29 protein-coding genes are annotated in these 22026 nt (G+C 56.1%); 14 read left to right on the top strand and 15 right to left on the bottom strand.

The features are described from left to right. Window positions 1-5: 5 nt before the first annotated feature. Entirely contained in the window at window positions 6-908 is a 903-nt protein-coding gene (locus C7H10_RS10870; protein WP_106694889.1) for a hypothetical protein, read from the bottom strand. A gap of 283 nt (window positions 909-1191) precedes the next feature. Between C7H10_RS10870 and C7H10_RS10865 the strand changes: the two genes are divergently transcribed. Together C7H10_RS10865 and thpR are read left to right on the top strand one after the other, a co-directional pair. Next, window positions 1192-1404 carry a hypothetical protein gene (locus C7H10_RS10865; protein ID WP_061333053.1) on the top strand — a complete coding sequence of 71 codons (213 nt, stop codon included), beginning with the start codon at window positions 1192-1194 and terminating at the stop codon, window positions 1402-1404. Between the two features lie 7 nt (window positions 1405-1411). Further along, the gene (gene thpR, locus C7H10_RS10860; RefSeq protein ID WP_106694888.1) at window positions 1412-1948 is read left to right on the top strand and encodes an RNA 2',3'-cyclic phosphodiesterase; all 537 of its coding nucleotides are present in this window, start codon (window positions 1412-1414) and stop codon (window positions 1946-1948) included. 8 nt (window positions 1949-1956) lie between these two features. Here the strand turns inward: thpR and C7H10_RS10855 are convergent, their stop codons facing one another. Beyond that, window positions 1957-2349 carry a DUF2784 domain-containing protein gene (locus C7H10_RS10855; RefSeq protein WP_106694887.1) on the bottom strand — a complete coding sequence of 131 codons (393 nt, stop codon included), beginning with the start codon at window positions 2347-2349 and terminating at the stop codon, window positions 1957-1959. Between the two features lie 210 nt (window positions 2350-2559). Between C7H10_RS10855 and C7H10_RS10850 the strand changes: the two genes are divergently transcribed. The 7 genes from C7H10_RS10850 to C7H10_RS10820 all read left to right on the top strand — a co-directional run bounded on the left by C7H10_RS10850 (window position 2560) and on the right by C7H10_RS10820 (window position 8434). Then, entirely contained in the window at window positions 2560-4296 is a 1737-nt protein-coding gene (locus C7H10_RS10850) for an extracellular catalytic domain type 1 short-chain-length polyhydroxyalkanoate depolymerase (RefSeq protein ID WP_106694886.1), read from the top strand. Window positions 4297-4448: 152 nt separating this feature from the next. After that, complete coding sequence (locus tag C7H10_RS10845; protein ID WP_061333050.1) at window positions 4449-5063, top strand: TetR/AcrR family transcriptional regulator; 615 nt, start codon at window positions 4449-4451, stop codon at window positions 5061-5063. 76 nt (window positions 5064-5139) lie between these two features. Next, window positions 5140-5595, top strand: a complete 456-nt coding sequence (locus C7H10_RS10840; protein ID WP_208622827.1) for a hotdog fold domain-containing protein — start codon at window positions 5140-5142, stop codon at window positions 5593-5595. Window positions 5596-5623: 28 nt separating this feature from the next. Continuing rightward, window positions 5624-6031 (top strand): PaaI family thioesterase, encoded by a 408-nt coding sequence (locus tag C7H10_RS10835; RefSeq protein ID WP_106694885.1) that lies wholly within the window; start codon window positions 5624-5626, stop codon window positions 6029-6031. A 121-nt stretch (window positions 6032-6152) separates the two neighbouring features. Then, window positions 6153-6722 (top strand): NnrU family protein, encoded by a 570-nt coding sequence (locus C7H10_RS10830; protein ID WP_106694884.1) that lies wholly within the window; start codon window positions 6153-6155, stop codon window positions 6720-6722. An 81-nt stretch (window positions 6723-6803) separates the two neighbouring features. Then, window positions 6804-7007, top strand: coding sequence for a DUF3185 family protein (locus C7H10_RS10825; RefSeq protein WP_044383955.1), 204 nt, complete (start codon window positions 6804-6806; stop codon window positions 7005-7007). Between the two features lie 206 nt (window positions 7008-7213). Further along, window positions 7214-8434, top strand: coding sequence for an outer membrane protein assembly factor BamB family protein (locus C7H10_RS10820; protein WP_106694883.1), 1221 nt, complete (start codon window positions 7214-7216; stop codon window positions 8432-8434). A gap of 42 nt (window positions 8435-8476) precedes the next feature. Here C7H10_RS10820 and mtgA read toward each other — a convergent pair whose 3' ends face one another. Further along, window positions 8477-9172 (bottom strand): monofunctional biosynthetic peptidoglycan transglycosylase, encoded by a 696-nt coding sequence (gene mtgA, locus C7H10_RS10815; RefSeq protein WP_106694882.1) that lies wholly within the window; start codon window positions 9170-9172, stop codon window positions 8477-8479. 192 nt (window positions 9173-9364) lie between these two features. On the opposite strand from mtgA, the gene zigA reads away from it, so the two are divergent. Then, window positions 9365-10567, top strand: a complete 1203-nt coding sequence (gene zigA, locus C7H10_RS10810; protein ID WP_106694881.1) for a zinc metallochaperone GTPase ZigA — start codon at window positions 9365-9367, stop codon at window positions 10565-10567. A gap of 6 nt (window positions 10568-10573) precedes the next feature. After that, window positions 10574-10981, top strand: a complete 408-nt coding sequence (gene dksA, locus C7H10_RS10805) for an RNA polymerase-binding protein DksA (RefSeq protein ID WP_106694880.1) — start codon at window positions 10574-10576, stop codon at window positions 10979-10981. A gap of 86 nt (window positions 10982-11067) precedes the next feature. Here dksA and C7H10_RS10800 read toward each other — a convergent pair whose 3' ends face one another. The 7 genes from C7H10_RS10800 to C7H10_RS10770 form a co-directional block, all read right to left on the bottom strand. Continuing rightward, the gene (locus C7H10_RS10800; protein ID WP_106694879.1) at window positions 11068-12807 is read right to left on the bottom strand and encodes an N-acyl-D-amino-acid deacylase family protein; all 1740 of its coding nucleotides are present in this window, start codon (window positions 12805-12807) and stop codon (window positions 11068-11070) included. A 127-nt stretch (window positions 12808-12934) separates the two neighbouring features. Next, window positions 12935-13393 (bottom strand): DUF4112 domain-containing protein, encoded by a 459-nt coding sequence (locus C7H10_RS10795; protein WP_106694878.1) that lies wholly within the window; start codon window positions 13391-13393, stop codon window positions 12935-12937. A gap of 36 nt (window positions 13394-13429) precedes the next feature. Continuing rightward, window positions 13430-13861 carry a DUF3010 family protein gene (locus C7H10_RS10790; protein ID WP_058092217.1) on the bottom strand — a complete coding sequence of 144 codons (432 nt, stop codon included), beginning with the start codon at window positions 13859-13861 and terminating at the stop codon, window positions 13430-13432. 28 nt (window positions 13862-13889) lie between these two features. Then, window positions 13890-14234, bottom strand: coding sequence for a PBPRA1643 family SWIM/SEC-C metal-binding motif protein (locus tag C7H10_RS10785; RefSeq protein WP_106694877.1), 345 nt, complete (start codon window positions 14232-14234; stop codon window positions 13890-13892). Window positions 14235-14405: 171 nt separating this feature from the next. Beyond that, window positions 14406-15116 carry a DnaJ domain-containing protein gene (locus C7H10_RS10780; protein WP_106694876.1) on the bottom strand — a complete coding sequence of 237 codons (711 nt, stop codon included), beginning with the start codon at window positions 15114-15116 and terminating at the stop codon, window positions 14406-14408. A 38-nt stretch (window positions 15117-15154) separates the two neighbouring features. Further along, window positions 15155-15850: a hypothetical protein gene (locus C7H10_RS10775; protein WP_106694875.1), complete on the bottom strand. Its 696-nt coding sequence runs from the start codon at window positions 15848-15850 to the stop codon at window positions 15155-15157. Window positions 15851-15876: 26 nt separating this feature from the next. Continuing rightward, the gene (locus C7H10_RS10770; RefSeq protein ID WP_106694874.1) at window positions 15877-16263 is read right to left on the bottom strand and encodes a DUF2750 domain-containing protein; all 387 of its coding nucleotides are present in this window, start codon (window positions 16261-16263) and stop codon (window positions 15877-15879) included. Window positions 16264-16401: 138 nt separating this feature from the next. Between C7H10_RS10770 and C7H10_RS10765 the strand changes: the two genes are divergently transcribed. After that, on the top strand, window positions 16402-17274 hold the full coding sequence (locus C7H10_RS10765) for a hypothetical protein (RefSeq protein ID WP_106694873.1): 873 nt from the start codon (window positions 16402-16404) through the stop codon (window positions 17272-17274). 3 nt (window positions 17275-17277) lie between these two features. On the opposite strand, the gene C7H10_RS10760 is transcribed toward C7H10_RS10765, so the two are convergent. Further along, entirely contained in the window at window positions 17278-17916 is a 639-nt protein-coding gene (locus C7H10_RS10760; RefSeq protein ID WP_106694872.1) for an SDR family oxidoreductase, read from the bottom strand. 192 nt (window positions 17917-18108) lie between these two features. Here C7H10_RS10760 and C7H10_RS10755 point away from each other — a divergent pair, with 192 nt between their 5' ends. Further along, entirely contained in the window at window positions 18109-18777 is a 669-nt protein-coding gene (locus tag C7H10_RS10755; RefSeq protein WP_106694871.1) for a glutathione S-transferase, read from the top strand. 52 nt (window positions 18778-18829) lie between these two features. On the opposite strand, the gene C7H10_RS10750 is transcribed toward C7H10_RS10755, so the two are convergent. Continuing rightward, on the bottom strand, window positions 18830-19285 hold the full coding sequence (locus tag C7H10_RS10750) for a GatB/YqeY domain-containing protein (RefSeq protein ID WP_106694870.1): 456 nt from the start codon (window positions 19283-19285) through the stop codon (window positions 18830-18832). A 101-nt stretch (window positions 19286-19386) separates the two neighbouring features. Between C7H10_RS10750 and tenA the strand changes: the two genes are divergently transcribed. Further along, window positions 19387-20055, top strand: coding sequence for a thiaminase II (gene tenA / locus C7H10_RS10745; RefSeq protein ID WP_106694869.1), 669 nt, complete (start codon window positions 19387-19389; stop codon window positions 20053-20055). Window positions 20056-20066: 11 nt separating this feature from the next. Here the strand turns inward: tenA and C7H10_RS10740 are convergent, their stop codons facing one another. The 3 genes from C7H10_RS10740 to C7H10_RS10730 form a co-directional block, all read right to left on the bottom strand. After that, on the bottom strand, window positions 20067-20501 hold the full coding sequence (locus tag C7H10_RS10740; RefSeq protein ID WP_106694868.1) for a DUF4399 domain-containing protein: 435 nt from the start codon (window positions 20499-20501) through the stop codon (window positions 20067-20069). A gap of 65 nt (window positions 20502-20566) precedes the next feature. Continuing rightward, window positions 20567-21178, bottom strand: a complete 612-nt coding sequence (locus tag C7H10_RS10735; RefSeq protein ID WP_106694867.1) for a class I SAM-dependent methyltransferase — start codon at window positions 21176-21178, stop codon at window positions 20567-20569. A gap of 64 nt (window positions 21179-21242) precedes the next feature. After that, window positions 21243-21884, bottom strand: coding sequence for an MBL fold metallo-hydrolase (locus C7H10_RS10730; RefSeq protein ID WP_106694866.1), 642 nt, complete (start codon window positions 21882-21884; stop codon window positions 21243-21245). Window positions 21885-22026: the final 142 nt, after the last annotated feature.

Genomic DNA, 22026 nt, shown 5'->3' with positions numbered 1-22026 from the left:
GCCGACTATGCAGCTACCGCAGTGTCCAGAGCCGGCTCACCAAGGGGTGGCTCGTCCGCCAGCAGCACATCCCGGAACGAGAGGTAATAAGCACCGGTAAGCACTGCCCCCCAAACTATGGCCGCAAGAATCATCGCCACTACCCAGAAACTCATTGATGCCGTTGACGCACTGATCGTGAACAGGGGGAAGAAAAAGAGCTGGCTCAGCGCCATCACATTCACGGCGAAGAAAATCAGCACGAACAGGTTCTTGAAACTCGCCCGAAAACTGTGACCAATCGCCGCAAAGACGCCTTCACGAGCAATCACGATCAACGGAACGACATAGCAGAAGAGCGCAGCGAACAGGGTCACAGCCGCCACCACCGAGAGGAATACGAACAGGGCACGCAACATGAAGTTTTGGGTTCCCAAGCCGAAACTCATGGCGTCACCGTAGTAGCCGGTGCCGAAAAGCGCACGCTCAAGATCTGCTGTACCCACAATCCAGTAACCCACCAATGCCATAGCCAAGGCGACCAAAGCCATCATCAGCAACATAAGCACAAGGTGAACGATACTGTGCCCCCCAAACGCAGCAAACAAACTGGTGAATCGAGGACGCCCTTCAGCTGCAGAGTGAAAAACGGCGATCATCCCGGCGTTCAGTACCAGTGTCAGAACCGCGATCGCAGAAACGATCAGAACCATCGTAAAAAGACTGCCTCGAAACATCAGCTCGAACGAAACCAGCTGAATCAGCACTGGCGCAACAATCACCAGCAGGTATGCCGGCAGAATCACGCCCCAGTTGTCACGGAGCAGTTTTATAGACCCTGAAATCCAGTTCAGTGGCGGCCCCGCTTTTACTTTGCGCGGTGAAACAGAAACGGGTCGGTCGGAATTACTTTCATGGTGAGTTTGCACAGCAGGAAGTCCTTAATTTGCTTTCCAGAAATGATGACCAGCAAGCTGATCTGTCCAAGGCTCGGCACCCTAACAGATCATGTCCTTGATCTGTGTCCAATATCGCCCCGTGCACGCGTGAGACATTGTCCATTCCCGCCGTCTGCATGTATGGGTAGTTAAATATTCCGGGTTGACGTGCTGCAGCCAACAACAGGACACTGAAGTCCGCTCATATAACTGATTACAAACGCGATGAACCAAAGCAGCTCCAATTGGAGCCGCCTCACTCTGGAGGATACTGATGACTGACGAAGACACCCTGACAGCACTGAAAACCGCGTTCACCTTCATGCCCCAGCCGGTCGAGATCAACCGCTACGAATACGGCGACGACGCCGACCGCATTCTGGCGCAGGTGAACTTCGTCCGGGAGGTACTGGTCAGTCACGGCATTGACCCGGAGGAAGTCGCCGGCGAGATTAATCCGGACACTTCCCCCAACTCCTGTTACTGAACGCCTTATGCCAAGGCTGTTTTTCGGGCTTGAGATTCCCGAGGCCATCAAGACGAGCCTCCTGCAAATCAAAACACAAGTGGCGGGAGCCCGTTGGCAAAGCCGCGGGCAACTGCACCTGACCCTGGCGTTCCTTGGCCAGGTAGAAGATCAGCAGGTGGCCGTGGCCCGTGATCTGGCGAGGGGAGTTACCCAATCGGCCTTTGAGCTTAATGTGCAGGGGCTGGGGTGTTTCGGTTCTCCGGAAAAACCCAAGATCCTCTGGGCGGGCGTATCTCCGGAGAATGAACTCAGAGAGCTCCAGAAAAATCTGGCAACCGCGTTGACCGACAACGGGTTCACACTCGAAAACCCGAGCTTCAAACCGCATATCACGCTTAGCCGTTTTCGACATCCGGCGGGTTCGGTGGCCTCGCTGCTTGAAAGCCACCAAGGCACCCTGTTTGGATTGATGCCGGTTCAAGACTTCGTACTTTATAAGAGCAAACCTGGGCCGGGAGGCTCCGTTTATACCGTTACTGAGCGGTTTACCTTGCACCCCTGATACTGCTTTCAGCGTCGGGGCTTTACCAGAAACCAGCTTGCCACAACCAACGTCCCAAACAGGGTATAGACCAGAATAAAAACCCAGTCCGGCGCGTTGTAGTACAGAATGGTTTCCAGCCAGTGCTGAATGAACGAGCCCTCATAACCACCCTGCCCGGCCTTTGCACGCAATTCCATTTCCCAGATCGTCAGCGGGCACAGCACGCCAAGCCAGGCCTGAAGCACGACAATACCAATAACCACAAGATGGCTCAGCCGGAACCAGAGATTTAGAACCCAATTCCACTGGCGAAAGTAACCGACCAGGGTAGCCACCAGACCAAAGATGACGAACACAACCAACAAGGTGTGAAACACCAGTAACAAGTCTGCAAATACCAGATACCACTTCGTATCCATAGGCGCCTCAATCTGAGCGGAATACCGCAAATAAAGTGGCTTGTCACCATTGCTCCCAGTGTCCTGCTAATCAGACACCTTGTCCGGAAGTTCGGTCAACACCCGTCACTGAAAATCTGAATTTCATATCAAAATCAGCTGGTTAAAATGTGGCATGATATTTCCTTGAGATTCTGCGCCAAAAACAAATCCAATAAGGAGCAGTCAGTTATGCCATTATCCTTCAACTTACGGAGGGCCGGCTCGGTATTCCCTGCCATTGTCGCCTCTGCCGCACTTCTTATTCAAAGCGTTCCTGTTGCAGCAGGTCAGACCCACTCCTACACTCTGCCCCAACAGGGATACAGCCAATCCCGGGCCCGGGATTACAAGGTTTACGTACCCGATAACCTCGCCACTCCTGCGCCAATGGTGATGGCCCTGCATGGCTGCAGGCAGACCAATAACGACGTTTTGAACGACTGGGGACTGACCGAAGCCGCCGATGAGTACGGATTTGTCCTGGTGGCACCGTTCATCACCAGTTATGACGGCCTCCGGAACGAAAACTGCTGGGGATTCTGGTTCGAGCACCATCGCCACGAGGGCGCAGGCGAGGTGGAAGACCTGCACCAGATTGCCAAGGCGGTGGAAGCCAGTTTCAGCATCGACCCTAACCGACGCTTCATCACCGGCCTATCCTCAGGTGGCGCAATGACGACGGTGGCCGCCGTTACCCATAATGAATACTGGGCAGCTGCCGCGCCGGCAGCGGGATTACCTTACGGCGAGGATGCTGCCTCTGTCTCGTTATCCGGACAGTGTCCGGGCAGCGCGACATTTCACAGTGTCTCACGGGTTGTTTCAGACATGCAGAGCGAACTGGATGATACCTATCCGATTCCACTGCTTGTGCTACAGAATGAGAACGATTGTACGGTACTGAAAACAGCAGCCGATAATACCCGCGATGCCCACCTGCAGGTTTTTGGCACCTCAGGCCTTGATACACCAGCCACCACCCAAGCGTCTGCAACGGCTTGCTCGCCCTATTTCCAGAACAACTACGACTGCGTCCATACCCGCCATACACAGGATGGCACCCTCGGTTCAAGATCGATTGTAGAAACCGTCTACCTGGATGGCCCGCTGTCTACTCCGAACCTGCAAGACACCGATCACGGTCACTATTGGGTTGGAGGGGCGAACGGTAATAACGGGAAATGGTCGGTGCGGGTTGGCCCGAGCTATCCCGACATCATCTGGGACTTTTTCAACCGCCATAGCCGAGACGGTTCGGAACCTGAGGGCTCTCCCATTATTACCCTGATTGGCGACGACCCTATGGTTGTGGACATCCACACACCATTTACAGATCCGGGCGCTACCGCCGACGATGCTGAAGACGGTTCGCTGGTGGTCAACGCCGACTGTTCCGACGTGAATACCGCAGTTGCTGGCCAGTACGAATGCGTTTACACCGCGACCGACAGTGACAATAACACCACCACGAAAAAACGGGGCGTAACGGTTGTAGACCCGAACGTTCCGTCTGAAACCTGCGCACAGGCAACCACCTCACCCAGTGCCCATATTACGGCAGGCAGGGCTTATGCCGGGGGAACATCCGACTTGAGAGCGCTGACCACGGGTGACAATGCCGATATTGGCGGCTCCTTTGATACCTGGAGCAGCGTCACCCTCCATGAGGGTGACCCCGGCCTCTGGTTTGCGACAGAGCCCGCAGCCTGCAGCGAAACCGGTGGCGGTGATGACGAAGGCGGTGGTGAGTTCACCTGCCAGAACTGGAACGATACCAACCTGAATCATGACCTTGCTGGGAGAGCTTATTACGCCAGTGGATACTATACCGTTGGTGGCGATGAGTCTCTGGGCGCCGTCTCCGGGGTATACACCTGGGTAAGAGAGACCTCTGATGGCTTCTTCCAGGCGGGCTCCTGCGACTGATGCCGCGCTCACTGGCAAACTGCGTCGGGACGCCCCGGCGCAGTTTGCATCCACATCACCTTATCACTCTGTCAACCCGTCTCCACAAACCGCGACAACCGGCAGAAGATTTCTCTAGAATAACCTTCTAAATACCATGACATGAGAACCCCATGCCGCTGGACGCTTTTGACCGTGTTTTACCCGGTGCCCGCAAAGCCAACAAACGCCATATACTTCGCTGCGCGCTGACCTGCTTTCTTGAGCACGGCCTTGAATCCACCACCATTGATATCATCCGCCAGCGTTCCGGGGCCAGTGTTGGCACCCTGTACCACCATTTTCACAACAAAGAGGGCCTGGCCGCAGCGCTGTTTTTCACGGCCCTGGACGATCACAGGGCAAACGTATGGCCAGAGATAGAAGCCGCAGGTACCACTCGACAGGTTATTGAAGCGCTGGTTACCCGTTATATGGACTGGGTTACCAACGAACCGGAGCTTGCTCGCTTCATGTTTCTGGCGCGGGCCAGTGTGGCAGCAGGCCCCTACCGAGAGGAACTGACGCAAAGGAACCGTGAGCAATACAGTGTGATTCACCGTTGGCTGGCCGAGGGCCAAAGCCAGGGCGACATTCGATCCCTGCCACGGGAAACCTATGCCTCCCTACTTCTTGGGCAGGCTGAGAACTACTGTCGGGCCTGGCTGGCGGGGCGCGTACCAACGCCGCCGTCGGAACACGCCATGCTCTTTGCAGAGGCCGCCTGGAGAGTTCTTTCAAAAAGCTAGAATATTATTCTAGAAATAAATTCCAAATATTGGCACTATCTCCTGACCGCCCTTTTCTAGCGCAGGAGAATGCATTATGAATGTTGTCAGCCTCTACAACCGGCTTAGCCGTCTGCCCATGGGCAAAACCCTGTTCAGTCGTGCGGTCTGCCAGACCGCGCCGTACTTCTCCAGTATCTCTCCAACGGTAGAGACTCTTGCCCCGGGCCGCTGCGTGGTCACCATGAAAAAACGCCGAAAGGTCACCAATCACCTGAAAACCGTTCATGCGATTGCCATGTGCAACATGGCGGAACTGGCCGGCGGGTTGCTCACGGACGCCTCGATTCCCAAGGGGGCACGCTGGATTCCCTCTGGCATGACCGTCAAATATCTCAAGAAGGCCAAAACAGACCTCACCGCTACCGCTGATGGCTCCAGCCTCGACTGGTCTGGGGAGGGGACAGTCAGGGTGCCTGTCTCTGTAACGGATACCTCTGGCCAGGAGGTGTTTCATGCCCTGATCGATATGAACATCAAACATACCCGCTAACCGGTACACAGCACAGGAGGAACCCGCCATGGGCGAGCTTTTCGAATTTGGCAAACAAATCCTGGCACAACAACCGTTCAGCGTACTATTGGGCACTGAGTTGAAAGCATTTGAGCCGGGCAAAGCGGAACTGAGCCTGATTGTGAAAGAAGAGCTCAAGCAACAGCACGGTTTTGTCCACGGCGGAGTGGTCAGCTACCTCGCTGATAATGCGCTGACCTATGCCGGAGGTTCGGTTTTGGGAGATTCAGTCACATCCGAATACAAGATCAACTACCTTCGCCCTGCCATTGGGGAACGATTAATCGCCAAGGCTCGGGTACTCTCCTCTGGCAAGCGCCAGGCTGTGTGCCAGTGCGAGATCGTCGCAACGGACAGCGGCGAAGAGAGGATGATCGCCGTGGCTCAAGGTACCATTACCAAGGTGGCGAGCTGACGCCAAAGGTTTATCAACTCGTAGTTCGTGCATAGGTGACTATACTATCCAGGTCTGTCGGGAATAAGACGCTTCACAGAGAGCGGGTGAAGCGTTCGTAAGGCTAAGGAGAGGAGAGCCTATGACAACCTTGATACTGGGACTGGTCCTGTTTCTGGGCGTTCACTCATTGTCTATCGTGAATGAACCGCTGCGAGACCGACTGCATGCGTCTCTGGGGGAGGCGGCATTCAAGGGGCTCTACTCCCTCGCCTCTCTCGCCGGCCTGCTGCTGATCATATGGGGTTACGGCGCTGCCCGGCTTGATCCCAGCGTCCTTTACGTGCCGCCCACCTGGCTAAGGCACGTGTCGCTGCTGCTCCTGATCCCCGTTTTCCCACTACTTCTCGCAACTTACTTTCCCGGCCGGATCAAGGCGAAGATCGGCCACCCGATGCTCGTTGCGGTCAAACTCTGGGCACTGGCCCACCTTCTGGCCAACGGCATGCTGCATGATGTTCTTCTGTTCGGCTCGTTCCTTGCCTGGGCGATTGCGGACCGAATCTCCATGAAACGCAGAACACAGCGGCCTATCGCAACCCTTCCTGCCACCAAAGCAAACGACGCTATAGCCGTGGTCGGTGGTCTTGCCGCGTATGTTGTGATGGTGCTTTGGGTGCATCAATGGGCCTTCGGCGTCGCACCGGTATAGTGGCACAAGACACCTACACGCGGCCGAGACGACACTCCGTCGTTACGAACAATTCAAGAGAATCACAGCGAGGAAACTGCCATGGGAAGCTCAAAACTGATCGGTGTCGTGTTACTGGTGGTAGGCGTTGTCCTGCTCTACTTTGGCTACCAGTCCAGCCAGGCTGTTGGCAATCAGGTTACTGAAGCGCTGACCGGTCGCTTCACGGATGAAACCATGTGGTATCTGATTGGTGGTGCTGCGGCAACCGCAGCGGGAGCCTTTCTGACGTTTATGAAGAAATAGTAGATGCCTCAGCCAGGAATACCCTTCCGACTCCCCTAATGGATTGGCCAGCGCTGTCGACAGCAGTGCCGCACAACCTAGTGTGTATTACCTAATTCCCTCCAATAGACTTCTCAAGCCTGCTTACCAAGCCAATCCAAGAACAACATCGCTTCCGTGAGCGCAGTAACCCATGGACATCTATTGATACAACGGAGTGTTGTTCTATGCGCACTATTGCAAGAAAGAAAACCCTTACCCTTCTGTTCTCCCTCGTTCTGATCGCCGCCTGTACCGCAACCATCAAGCCCGAGTGGACCGCCCTGTATAACCACAAAGCCAACGTGGAACCCGATCGCCTGACCTGGCTGGAGGATCTTTCGGTCAACAGTTTTGGCGATGTGATGGTTGCTGGCACAACCATTCGCACCGGTCTCGCCAATCGAGTGCAGGATATTCTGCTTGTCCGTTACTCCGATAACGGCCAACGGCTCTGGGCGGTCGATTTCGATCTGGCCACCGGTGATTACCGCAGTGACGACAGCGCTCTTGCCATGGTTATTGATGGCCAGGACAACGTGTACATCCTCGCCAATCAGTTCAAGGTTCTCGATGAAAATACGTCGTCCGCCGGCGCCTGGCTGATCAGTGCTGATGCCAATGGCAACGAACGCTGGCGCTATAAGCTCAGTGACAGCAGCGAAATGCGCGCGTTGGCTCTTAACAATGACAAGCTTTACGTAACCGGGCCCAACACTCAGGTATTCAACCTGGAAGGCACGCCGCTTCTGGGCGTCGAGCATCCGGAGCATACCGCGCACTCGGTAACCGCCAGTGCCAACGGTAATTTCGTCATTGCCAGCGGCCAGGCTGTCAGCCTGTTCAACGCAAACGGAGAGAAACTTTGGCAGCAAACCGGTGTAACTGGTGAGTACCCGGCCGGCGAAGTCATCTTCACCATGAATGGCGACATCGTGGCCACCAATCTGTTGGCAGACAACGGCGGTGCTCGCATCACCCGCTACACGCCGGCAGGCGACAAGCTATGGACCAGAATCTTCGGCGCGGCTTACAAGAGTTACGGCTTGCCCGGACCAGCCCTGGTGTTTGAGGACTATCGTGGCGACCTGCTGCTGACGTCTTCCAACTCTGATGGTCACCGTATCGTTAAACTCGACAGTGCCGGCCGGACCGTCTGGAATAAAACATCGCGCAACGGGATCATTAAAGATGCGGCCTTGAAAGGATCGGACCTGTTTATCGTCGGTGGTGGCTTCAATGCCAAGTACGAAAGCGATGGCAGCCGCGTGGCGGAATCAAAAGTAGATCGCAACGTACAGATTACCACCGGCAGCGTTGCCATTGATGGTAACAAGCTTTACGCCGGCTACAGTGCAGAGAGCAACGGTAGCTTTGCACTCCACCTGTCACAGTACCTGGACCGGTAAAAATTGCAGGGACTGATTAGCCGACTGCGATGCAGCCGGCTATTACAGCCCCTCAAGATACCGCAGCCCGGAAAGCTGGGCCATTTGCCGTTGAATCCAGTCGACCCTTTCCTGCACATAGGCCGACGGAGAGTTCACACTCAGAACCTTCGGGTTTGGTAAAACAGCGGCCAGGCGTGCAGCCTGGGCCTGGGAAAGATAACGTGCCGGCTTGCCGAAGTAGGCCTGGCTGGCCGCCTCCACACCGTAGATACCCGGGCCGAATTCCGCGATATTCAGATACACCTCAAGCACTCGCTGCTTGGGCCAGAGGCCATCGATGGTCACGGCCAGGCCCGCCTCAATGACCTTGCGAGCAAAGCTGCGCCCGTTCCAGAGAAACAGGTTCTTGGCGGTTTGCTGGGTGATTGTGCTGGCGCCCCGCAGCCCCTCCCCCGCCTTGTACTCCGACACAGCCTTACGGATAGCATCCACATCCACGCCACGATGATAGGGGAACCGTTGATCTTCACTGGCCACCACCGCCAGCGGCATCCACGGAGAAATATCCGACAGCGGCACCCACTCATGCCGTAACGGCCGGGGCGGGTTATCGAATTGATACGCCAGCATAAACGCCGACGTGGGAGGGTTCACAAAGCGGAACAGCAGAATAGCCAGCAACAGCAGTGCGATAACGACACCGAGCGCCATCGCCACCATACGCAAAGATGTGCGAACAAAAGACCTCTTGGCCATAACCAGAACCTACCCACCGCCATTGGCTGAACACGAACAAACAGGCTGTACATGTTAGCCGACACGACAGGCTTTGGCGGTTACCATCTGGAAAGCCTGGGAGAGAAGCGCTGAATATCGACGCAGTTAATGTTATGTTATAACATATACATTAACGAGAACCGAAACGCCGACCCTTTCAGGAGAAAACCAATGCCGCTCACAGAAAAACGACTTCCGGTTACTGTTCTATCGGGCTTTCTCGGTGCCGGGAAAACCACGGTACTGAACCACATCCTGAACAATCGCGACGGCAAGAGAGTGGCGGTCATCGTCAACGACATGAGTGAAGTCAACATTGACGCCGCCCAGGTACAACAGGAAGTCACGCTGAACCGCTCGGAAGAGAAGCTGGTTGAGATGAGTAATGGCTGCATTTGCTGCACACTGCGTGAAGACCTGTTAATCGAAGTGCGCAAGCTGGCCGCAGAAGGTCGCTTTGACTGCCTGGTAATCGAGTCCACAGGAATTTCAGAGCCGCTGCCCGTGGCCGAAACCTTCACCTTCGCCGACGAAGACGGCGTCAGCCTGTCGGATATCGCGCGGCTCGACACCATGGTGACTGTGGTGGATGCGGTTAATTTTCTGAAAGACTATGACGAAGCACAATCGTTACAGGAAACCGGAGAAAGTCTTGGCGAAGAAGATGAACGCAGCGTGGCGGACCTGCTGGTAGACCAGGTGGAGTTCAGCGACATTCTGCTGATCAGCAAAACCGATCTGATCTCCCCTGACGATCTGGCCAGGCTAACAGGCGTGCTGCGCAGCCTGAATTCTGAGGCAGAGATCCTTCCCATCAAACAAGGCGCCGTGCCGCTGGATAAAGTGCTTAATACCAATCGCTTCAGCTTTGAACGCGCCCAGCAGGCGCCCGGCTGGCTGAAAGAAATGCGCGGTGAGCATATTCCGGAAACCGAGGAATACGGCATTTCCAGCTTCGTTTACCGGGCCCGCCGCCCGTTCCACCCGGCAAAGTTCTATGATTTCCTGCACCAGGGCGTATCCAGTGGAAAACTGATTCGCTCAAAAGGTTATTTCTGGCTCGCCACCCGCCCGGAGTTTGCCGGCAACTGGAGCCAGGCGGGCGGCGTTGCCCGGCATGGGTTTGCCGGAATGTTCTGGAAAGCAGTACCGGAAAAAAACTGGCCCGAAGACCCGGAGTATCGCCAGGCAATTATGGAAAGCTGGGTAGAGCCATTCGGTGATATGCGCCAGGAGCTGGTTTTTATTGGCCAGAATCTCGACCAGGACAGCATCACCCGCCAACTGGACGATTGCCTGCTGGATGAAGAGCAGCTGCTGGCCGGAAAGTCTTTCTGGAAAACGCTGAACGATCCGTTTCCGGCCTGGGACTAACATCAGATGACACTGACAAAAGATGAGTTGTTAAAGGCGCCCGCCGACGAGTACATGAACGAGGCGCAGCTGGCGTTCTTCCGACAGTTGCTCGAAGACCTGCGCCAGGAAACCATGGACAACATTGAAGCGGCAAAGCAACAGCTGGCCAGCCCTCCGGAAATGAACGATGAAGCAGACCGGGCCTCATATGAGGAGGAATCCCGGCTGGCCCTACGCATAGTCGACCGGGAGCGCCGCCTGTTGCCGAAAATAGATGCGGCGATGAAGCGCATTGCCAACGGTGACTATGGGTACTGCCTGGAATCTGGCGAGCCCATCGGGATACTCAGGTTACTGGCGCGGCCCACCGCGGAATTATGTGCCGAGGTGAAAGCCCTGAACGAGCGAAAGGAGCTTAACTTTCGGCACTGAACACCGGCACCGTATCGTCAATAATTAATCAAGCTCGCTCGAATACCAGGAGTCGGGATACGGGATAACGTGCCGATAAAACCAGTTCAACTCGCCGCAATAAATCTTCCGTACCCCATCTCCCGCCCCAATGCGGGAGCAAGCTGTTCGTCATCCACCGCCAGTTTGCCGTTGATCAGCACGGTTTTCACGATTCCGGGGTTTCGGTTAACCAGGCGTTGAAGGTCGAAATTCTCCATGTCGCCCCAGTGCACCTGCTCCAGGTTCTGGTCAAACCCTGATGGATCCAGCACCACCACATCCGCCCGGTCACCCTCGCGGATTTTGCCCGCGTCAATGCCAAACCAGTCGGCCTGGTCTCCGGTCAGGCGATGAACGGCCTGCTCCATGGTCATGATCGGGTCGCCTTCCTCAACGGATTCATGCACCAGTTTCAACATGCGTAGCGGCAGGTTGTAGAACGCCATATTGCGGATATGAGCGCCGGCGTCGCTGAAGGTAATGAGCGAGCGGGGGTCTTTGACGATCCGCTTGAGTACCTGTTTCCGGTGGTTACCCACGGTGGTATACCAGCGAATTTTCTTGCCGAACTCCACGACCAGGTCCAGGAACAGGTCCACCACGTGGACGCCCCGGGCCTTGGCCACTTCCTCGAAGTTCTTGCCGATCAGAGATTGATCCGGGCAGTCGATGATCATGGCGTCACCAAAGTCTCGCTGCCACACCCTTGGGCTCAGTTTTTCGCCATAGAACTTACGGAACTTACGCCGGTACGCTTCGTCTTTCAGGAGTTCGTTGCGCTCAACCGCGTCTTTCAGGTCCAGGGCCATTTCGCCGGCGCCAAACTCTTCAAAAAACACCACATCGATTCCGTCGGCATACACGGTGAACGGTGTGGGCAACACCTGCCAGCGGAAATCCCCTCGCAACGCATTGGTAAACAACGAGGTCAGGCGGGTCAGGTTGGTGAGGTAGGCACTGCCTTTAAGATCCATCTGGCTGATCAACGTGGTCTTCAGGGGCCGGCGCAACCAACCCAGGCATTCGCGCACGTACTGCAGAATCTGTAGCGGCGTGGCGGCATTCGGCGCCCCCTGATGCACCCGGTTGTACTGGCGCACCAGCTTATTCAGGCGCGCCACCTCTTTCCATTTGGCGTAGGTGCTGGGCAAACTCTTGGACCACTCCCGGTCGCCGTCCACCTTGTCCCATTTCAGGCACATGGTGGAGAGCCCCAGGAAGCCTTCATCCAGGGCCTCTTTGAGTAACCGTTCCATGGTTTGCATTTCTTCTTCGGTGGGCTGAATCGCCAGGTCGGTAGCCCGGCTCAGGCCCATGACACCCACCCGCAGGTCACTGTGCCCCAGAAAACTGATCACGTTTGGCCCCAACGGCACCTGTTTGACATGCTCCACCCATTGTTTGGGGGTAGACCAGGTTTTGTGTTCCTTCAGAATCGGCAACACCCGCTCCCGGGGCACGGTTTCCACCCGGGTGAAAATGTCGGAAGCGTCCTCATACTCACTGCAGATCATGCTCAGGGAACAACTGCCCACCAGCACTGTGGTTACACCATGGCGCACGGATTCCGACAGGCTGGGGCTAACCAGCAGCTCAGCATCGTAATGGGTGTGAGTATCCAGAAACCCCGGCGTCACCCATTTGCCCGAGGCATCAATCACACGGTCAGCCTCAGCATGATCGATGGCCTCATCAGTGACCTTGGCAACTCGGCCATCCTTGATCGCCAGAGTGCGGATGGAAGCCGGAGCGCCGGTGCCATCGAAATAGCGGCCACCTTCAATAATGAAGTCGTAGTGAGCCATAGCGGTGTTCCCTTTCACTGGTCTTGTTATTGTCAGGGCATTGGCCAGAATCAAATGCGATGCAGTGTCTGGCCTGAGACTAATCAGGATAGCTCAAGAGCGGACGATTATCGCCGCAAAACAGGTCTCAGAGTATCAACGTTAATCCGCCGGTAAACAGCGCGAGCAGAATCGACAACCCTATCAGCGTCTTCCAGGGGAATGGCGGTGGTGTTGGCTCAACAGCCAACTGTTGCTCCAGGTACGTTCTGAGCAATCCAGTGTTGCGGGTATTGGCTTTGTAGATGGCATCAAAGGCGTCGCCAACCACGGGTAACAGGCCGCCCAAAAAATCGATAATCATATTGCGCCGCATGCGTCGCTTCACGGCTTTGCTTGCGCCAACCCGATGCGCTTCGATCAGGACATAACTCGACAACACCAAGCCTACGAAGTCTCCCACCACCGGCACCAGCCCAATAATGGCTTCGACGCCAAACTTGAAGCGGGTAAAGGGAATGCCAATGCTGCTGTCCATCAAACGGCTGAACTTATCCAGCCGCTTCAACGTAGCCCGCTGCTGGGCTTCAGTGGGTTGCTTCGCCATGCTCGCTCCAAACGCCGTTCTGCGGATAACGCCCCATTACTTCGCCATCAATCCAACATAGGCTGCGGTGAAGGCGGTTTCCTGGAAGGCTTTCAAACCGGTCGCTTCAAAATGAATGGGCAGCGGGTTGGCGGCCAGCGTAGACTTGATCAACGCAGGAGGGAGCAATCTAACGTCCAGATCCGGGTCGGCAATCAGCTGTATCGTCGCCTCCAGTTTGAAGCTGATGGCTCCGCCAGCAAACTTGCCTTTGGGCATGCGTTCCTTGATCGCGACACGGGTTACCTCGTGCTCTGCCATCAGTTCCGCGAACGCCGCCTGGAACTGTTTCAGGTCTTCGCGGGTGTGGTTTTTAACCAGAGATAGCTTGCGCACCTTGCATTCCGGCAAGCTGATCAGCCCCCGATCCAGTTTCAGCAAGCACAGCACTGCGTCGCTCGCGGTAAGTTCAACGCCACAAATAATCATAATGTTGCTCTCTTTGTTCGCCACACCTTCAGCCACAGCACTTTTTGAACTTCAAGCCACTACCGCAACTGCACGGGTCGTTACGAGACGGCGTTTTCGTGGTGACGACCGTCGCAACCTTGTTCAGAAGTACCGTCAGCTCGGCTATGGATTCAACCGTACCCTCGCGGCTGTCTACGGTAATGTTGGCGTGCAGCCCGACCTCGGCCACCTGGGCTTCGATCTCTTGCTTGCGTGCCTCACTGGTGACCACCAGCGTTAGCGGAAATTTCTTGCTGCCGCTTTTCTGACTGGCCTTGGTTTTGAACCCGCCGTAATCGGTGTGGTGCTGGCGAGCATCTTGCCGGCCTTTATAAAAGAACTTGTCTGACATGCTGACATCCTGATGAACGGAAGAGAGCCCGGAAGCCTGGAGAACGCCTGCAGCCGCTGGGCGGAGACGTTTTAGCATGCTTGTGGCGCCGAATATATAGGCAGAAGCGGAAGTCACGCCGTTAAAGCAGCAAATCCAAAGAGGAACACCCGCAAGCCATCTGTGAACACGTCAACCCAAGAGCCGTTCTTTCGCTTCGTTGATTCGTGCCGCCAGATAGTTACTACCGCCACGGTCCGGATGCATTTTCTGCATCATCCGGCGATGGGCCTGAACAATCTCTTCTTCGCTGGCGCCGGGTTCCAGGCCAAGGATATCCAGCGCTTCGGCCTCGGTAAGCGGGCCGCCCGCCCGTGACTGCTGGCCGGATTCGCTGCCAGCGGTATCGCCCTGATCATCCGCGCGCCAGGAATCACCAAAACGGCGGTCCAGATAGGTTTCCAGCAAGCGGGCAGAGTCTTCGTCTTCCATACGACAGTACTGCAGAAGCTCCAGAAATTCGCTCTCGCTCAGATCCGACAACGCTCGCCCGGCCATTGGGCCTTTAAGAACCTTGCCGCTCATGGTTCCGGAATCGTGGTCCAGGCTCATTTCCAGGATATCGCTGGCGACCCGGGATTGATTACCCGTTTTCGCCTGGCCACCGCCCGGTAGGTTCCCAGTCAGTATTGACGGCAACACCCTGCGCAACAGCGGGTAAAGAAACGCCAATAACGCGAACAGAAAATGCAGCCGGCCGGTAACAGCCATAACCAACACCAACCCGATCCCAACAATCAACGTCAGCTTGATAATCGCCGGTTTGCGTTGACTGGCCGGCTGGCTGCGCAGCCAGACCCACGCAACAACCGTTAACACAATAACCAACAGCGTTAGTGGCACTCAGATACTCCGGGTTCTCTCAGTCTACTCAGCAAATGCTAGCGGATTTGCTGAGTAAGACGTTTCACTTCCGCAGAGCTGCGGCTGGAAAAATCCTCCAGGGCTTTTGCTCCCCCGGAAGCATAGACCGCGACAGCCGCCATAATATCCTTCAGTACCTGCGGGCTGTTTCGGTCAAAGGGTACGTAAGCGCCGCCAGACAACTTGCTCACCTGCTGGAACACCGCCTTGGCGTGGGGATCATGCCCCTCGTGGAACATGAACACCGGCGTTCGCAACAGGCCCAGTTCGCCCGCGGAGTGGCAAAGCTCATCCACCGGCTCCTCGCAACAATCGCCGATAAACACCACGGCTTTTACCGCTTTTGCCCGGGTTTCCTTCACCGCATGGGCCAACACCCGGCTAATCTGGGTGCGGCCACCCAGGCAAGACACGCCGTTCATCAGGTTCAGCAGCTGGCCGGTCTCATTCACAAACCCGGTCGCCTTGAACTCACCAAAGCCACGGTAATAACACAACTGAATGGCCAGGCCTCCCAAATCTTTGGTAGCCATGAACAGCTCGCTCTGAAGATGGCAGGCCTGGTCCCAGGTTGCTTCCCGGCTGGCGGTGGCATCCAGGGCGAAGATCAGGCGCCCCTCGCCACCCCCCTTCGCGGGCAGCGTGCGAACCTGGTGGATAAACTGGTCGATGGCCTGTTTATCGGATTTGGTACGTAGCTCTTTATCAGCCATAAGCCTCCGCCACCTCCCATGTAAGACTAGAACGAGCTCGACATCACCTCTTGCAGATCACGCTTGAGTTCTTCCGCCGGGGTTATCCATAATTCACCCTCACCACCGGGGAAGACACCCACTTCCAAGCCGTCCCGGGTTAAACCTGGCACCCACTTCTTGAAGAAGTCAGGCAAAGAGACCGCCTTCGGTGAGAGGTCGCCGGAATCCTTGGCGTAATCCGCCGCGAACTCAGCACCCGGCCAAACTGGCAAATACCCAACACCGTCCTCTTCCGAAACAATTTTCAGAAACTGATTGTCGGCATTGATCAAAATCCAGATTTCGCGCTCCTCGGCGACGGCATCCAGAAAGTAGTCGTACCGTTCCTCGCCATCCATCTCAAGAATCTGGGCCAAGGGGTTATCGCTCATGAGAACTCCATTATAGGGAACCAATACCGGTTTCACCGCCCGAAGCGGTCATGCGTAAACTGAAGCCTATCAGGAAAGACAACAAGTTGCCTGAACAGGCGCTATGGTTAGATTACACCCCGAACAATGGCAGGCCCTATGGTGTTCCGCGACTCCAGTGCCCAAAGCAGACATCGGCCCACAGCAACACAAGCAGCTGCAACGGCCATACTGTTAATCTCACTTGCGCAACCTGGCCCGGTTAACGCTGCAGGCACTTTCTACCTGCAGTATCGTCATTGGCAACCGTATAGCTGGCCCGGCAAAGAGCCCACCGCCAAAGACGTCAGCCGCTCCCAGCGGGAGCTGGGCTGGCGCTATCAGGGCGCAACCTCCACCGTTGGCCTGGACTACGATTACCAGCCGCTTCGCATACGCACGGGCACTCCGGCCCACAACGGCCACCTGCACCGGCTGACATTCGGGGGCGAGTGGCAACACAACCTTTATCACCTGGAGACTCAAGTGGGCGTCGCAGGCACCTCCAATATGTTCAAACATCAGGACTTCCACCGCCAGGTACTCAATGGCCGCCTCGCTGTATTCAGAGCCTGGCACGAGGGCTCAGACTTGAGCGTGGGTGTTGGTGGTGATCATCGCTTCGGTTCGTTCCGCTGGCTGCCGCGGTTGAGATGGGCGCAGTCCACGGATAACGGCCACTGGTTGATGGATTTACCCGTTTTGCTGCAATGGCAACACGCCGATCATCGCTGGACGATCCGGATGGAGCGCGCGGGCGACCGTTGGGCCACACTCGACAAGTCCCGCGAGGTTGAAAGCGCGCTGTATCTTCGGGAATGGCGGGCGGAACTGAGCTACCGGCTCGGCTTTGGCCATGATTCGTGGCCTGCGGTTGTGCTGGGGTTTGGCGCCAGTGTCGATACCCGCGTGCGATACCAGGATCTGGACGCGGGTACCCGGGATATTCGCCTCGGCGATCGTATCTTCGGCCGAGTGATGCTCAGCTGGTAGGCATTAAAGCTTTGCCAGGGCATCAACCACCGGCGTGTCGCCTGAAACCACATCGAACACCCGGTTGTCCGTGTTATCCGAGTCCAGCACGGCCAGCAGCACCCGAGCCACGTCCTGCCGGGGAATCTCCGCGAAAGAGGCCAGCCGTTCACTCACCGCCACCTTGCCGGTACCGTCATCATTGGTCAGCCGCCCCGGCCGCACAATGGTGTAATTCAAGCCGCTGTTCTTCAGGTGTTCATCGGCATTTCGCTTGGCCCGAAGATAGTGCTGAAGTTTTTCGGGGCCCTTCTCCGGCTCCTCGGCGCGCATACTGCTCACCATGATGAACCGCTTTATACCCATGGCCCTGGCAGTGTCTACCAGGCGGATAGCACCGTCCTGATCCACATCAATGGTTTTATCCGGGCCAGTATGAGGGCCAGAGCCCGCGGTAAAGATGACGGCATCACAGCCGCGCATGGCCTCGCTACAATCGTGTTCCAAGTCACCCAATACGGTTTCGGTGGCACCCAGCTTCTGCAATTCCGGCCCCTGATCCGGGTGACGGACCAACGCTCGGGCCTCATGATTGCTGTTTGCCATCTCCTGCAACAGATGTTGCCCGATCTGCCCGTTGGCGCCTGCTATAAACACGTGCATGTAGACCTCCTGCTTCGCTGTTCAGCGTATGTATCTTTTATAGTTGAGTGCCCGCTGAACGCAATTCAAGCCACAAAAGCGGTTTATTCAGAAGCATCATTAAAAATGAATTACATCAAAGGTGAACCAAAAGGCCGCTGACACACTATTCTACTACCCGAACACTCTTTTTAACGGGAACGGAGCTTCCGCATGATTACAGTCCACCATCTCAACAACTCCCGCTCACAACGGGTTCTCTGGATGCTCGAAGAACTGGGCGTGCCCTACGAAATTCAACGTTACGAGCGCGACGCTGAAACCATGCTGGCCCCCGCCAGCCTGAAAAAAGTGCACCCGCTGGGGAAATCACCGGTGATTACCGACGGTGATCTGGTGGTGGCAGAATCCGGCGCCATCATTGAATACCTGGCCCACACCTACGGCAAAGACACCATGCTGCCCGAAAACGGCGGCCAGCAATGGTTGGACTACACCTACTGGATGCATTACGCCGAGGGTTCACTGATGCCGCCGCTGGTCATGCGCCTGGTGTTTGAAAAAGTGAAAACCAGTCCGATGCCATTTTTCATCCGGCCGGTGGCGAAAGGCATCGCCGACAAGACAAACCAGATATTCATCGGCCCTATGATCAAAACCCATCTGGACTTTGTGGAAGCGCACCTGGCGAAGAACACCTGGTTCCTGGGGGACGAACTGAGCGCAGCCGATATCCAGATGAGCTTCCCGCTGGAAGCCTCGGTGGCACGCGGTATTGTGGGTGCAAGCCGCCCCCACATCTCTGCCTGGGTGGCGCGAGTACATGCCCGGCCGGCTTACCAGCAGGCCCTTGAGAAAGGCGGCGAGTACGACTTCGCCTGAGGATAGCGGCGAGGGCCAGTGCCCTCGCCTTCAAAACAAAAGGGGGCGGTGCTCAGCCCGCCAGTGCGGCCCGCACCTTCTTGCTCAACTGCCCCATATCCACCCGGCCCGTCACTTTCGGGCGCAGCTCGTTCATCACATTCCCCATATCCTGCATACCTTGGGCACCGGTTGAGCTGATCGCCTCAGCAATCAAGCCGTCCAGTTCTTCCTCGGATAACGCCGCCGGCATGAACTCCTCAATAATCGCCATTTCCGCCCGTTCCTTTTCCGCCAGCTCACCCCGGCCGGCGTCATCGTATTGGCTGGCGGCATCCCGGCGCTGTTTTAGCATCTTGTCCAACACCTTCAGCACATCGTCGTCACTCAGCTCGCGGCGCTCATCAATTTCAATCTGCTTGATGGCAGACTGGGCCATACGCAGAGTAACCAGCCGGTCCTTGTCTTTGCTGCGCATTGCGTCTTTCACCGCATTGCCGAGCTGTTCCTTGAGAGATGCTTGTGCCATGGTTGGGCTCCTGTTTGAAGGAAAAAGAGTGTGGGCATAATATCAAAGAACCAGCCCCAGGCCCTCAAAACCAACTCGACAACCACCGCCATGGAGTTTCAATGCCCTATCAGTTCGAAGATCTCAAAAACGCGTTTCCCACCGAGTGGCAAAACTATATCGAACACAGTTTTGTGCAACAGCTGGGTAACGGCTCGCTGGCCCCGGAAGCTTTCCAGCATTACCTGAAACAGGACTACCTGTTCCTGATCCAGTTTGCCCGGGCCTATGCCCTGGCGGCTTACAAAAGCCCAACCCTGGCTGACCTGTTGCAAGCCAAAGACGGGCTGATGGCCATTCTGGATACCGAGCTGGGGTTACACATCAGCTATTGCAAAAAGTGGGGAATCTCAGAGCAGGAACTTAACAACCTGCCCGAAGCCCGCGCCACCCTCGCCTACACCCGCTACGTGCTGGATACAGGCAATCGCGGCGACCTGCTGGACCTGCACGTGGCTCTATCGCCCTGCATGGTCGGCTACGGCGAGATCGCCAACTGGCTGAACCAGCGCGCAGAAACCCTGCGGGGCGAGGGCAACCCCTACGATGCCTGGATCACCATGTACGAAAGTGACGAATTCCAGGGCGCCATGCAGGCGGAAATCCGCTGGCTGGATGACCGCCTGGCCGACGTCACCCCTAGCCGGTTTGAACAACTGTCCCATATCTTCCGGGATGCCACCCGCCTGGAAATCGACTTCTGGGATATGGGACTGAATTTGAGCGACTAGGCCTTCGCCCACTACTCCACCGTGACGGTGATTTTCTCAGACATCACCGGCGGCTCATGGGGAATATGCAGGTGATCACCCACCAAAAGCTGGAGCGTGTATTCGCCCGGCTCTAACTCCAGAGTGGTCTGGGTTTGGCCCCCCCCAAAATGAATATGCCGTTCATCCGCAGGGATCGGTTTGTCCATCGGGGGCAGGTCATCCACATTAATCAGCAGATGGTGGTGCCCGGTTTTCTCGCGCTCCACGCCCGCGGGCGCAACGCCCAGGCCCTCCAGGCCAAACCTTACCGTCACCGGAGAGCTCACTGTTTGCCCGTCGAGCGGTGTCACAAAATACACCGCCGCCCCCTCAGGCGCAGGCGTTGCTCCATGGGCACCGGCGACCATCGAAGCGGCAAGGATCAAACCAAACGTGACACGCTGTGTCCTGATCATGGTGTTCATAACCTATTCCTTCAGTGAGTGAACCACTCCCTAATAGTAGGTTAACTTTCCCGGTTATGAAAAACTCAACCACCCTCACCTTTAATCCAGCTGTATACCCGCATGGGGGGAATGTTCAGCAGTTCCAGCGTACAGCTGGTATGAGCCCCCATGACCGGATCGGTAAACCGGGCGACATCTCTCCGGAATTGGTAGGCGATAAACCGCCCGCCCTCTACCAGGTTGTCATTCACCGCCTGTACGACACGATGAGCCACAGCTGCCGGCATCTTTGAGAAGGGAATCCCAGAGATGATCACATCTGGCTGTTGCATATCGTAAACAGCCAGAATCTCGGTGAGATCCTCGGCGCTGCCCAGGTGGTTGCAAAAGCGGGGGTCAACAATGTCGCCAAGCAACTCATGGAAGAAAGGGCTCAGCTCGATTGAGAGAAGCCGTGCGTCTTGCCCCAGGTGACGAAGAAACGCGCGCGTGGTGCCGCCCGTACCGGGGCCCAGCTCTACGACCTGTCGGGCGACAGATAGACCAGACGCCTCAACGATTCGCTGCTCCAGAAATCTTGAACTGGGGATAACAGAGCCCACCTGGCCCGGTTCCCGCAGGAATCCGCGAAAGAAGGCCGCCGGATTCGTCCTCCGGCTCGAATCGGCCTTCGGCTCGCCACTTCCTCCATCCATTTCGCTCGCCCCACTAACGAACTCAACTGTTCATCGAGTATAGCAGTGCGACCCATAACCCGACTTACCCAGCCGTAAGCAAAGGCTGCAGTGCGCTATCCACGTGGCGTGCCCAATCGTTTGGCGACATTTCCTGGTAACCGTCCTTGTCGGCAAATGCACTGGAAATGACCACATCTGGCTGCAACTCACGCAACATCCGTAAGCTGGCCACCAGAGTGTCACAGTCACTCCAACCCTTTATGAAGCCATTGCTCCATTGCTCTTTTCGGTTTCGATAAACCGTGTCGCCCGTGAAAAGGTAGGTTTTACCAGTCGCCGATCTCACCTGAAAACAAGTACTGCCAGGTGTGTGGCCAGGGGTTGGAATCACCTCGATGTTGCCAGCCAGAGTCTGTCTTCCAGTGAACAGAACATCCGGCTCCAGGATCTCCGCGAAGGATTCCCGCTCAAGTGCATGCCCGCCCAGCTTGGCTCCGTAGCGTTCACGCACCCGCAAGAGCGACTTACCCAATTCATCCTGATGACTCAACAATTGCCAATCAACGCCACCCAGGGTGGCCATGGCATCAATTTCATACTCGTGACCGGTGTTATAGAAGAGCACGTTGCCCTCTTCTCTCGTCAGCAGATAGGCGTGGGTGGTAAGTCCGGGGAATGGATTCTCGACGTCAGTTTGCCAAAGGTCTGGAAAAATCTGTTTCATGACATCCTCCTGAATAGTCACTGATTGAACAGTTAGTCACTGCACCGCCAGCCTAATACCTAAAGTTAAGTTGAGGTCAACGAACAGAATCATGGAAAATGGCTATCGGGAGAATAGCCAGACCAAGCACCTCAGAGGCAAT

Origin of the sequence: Marinobacter shengliensis (assembly GCF_003007715.1) — a bacterium.
GTDB classification, from domain to species: domain Bacteria; phylum Pseudomonadota; class Gammaproteobacteria; order Pseudomonadales; family Oleiphilaceae; genus Marinobacter; species Marinobacter shengliensis.
This window is presented reverse-complemented; position numbering and strand designations above follow the sequence as displayed.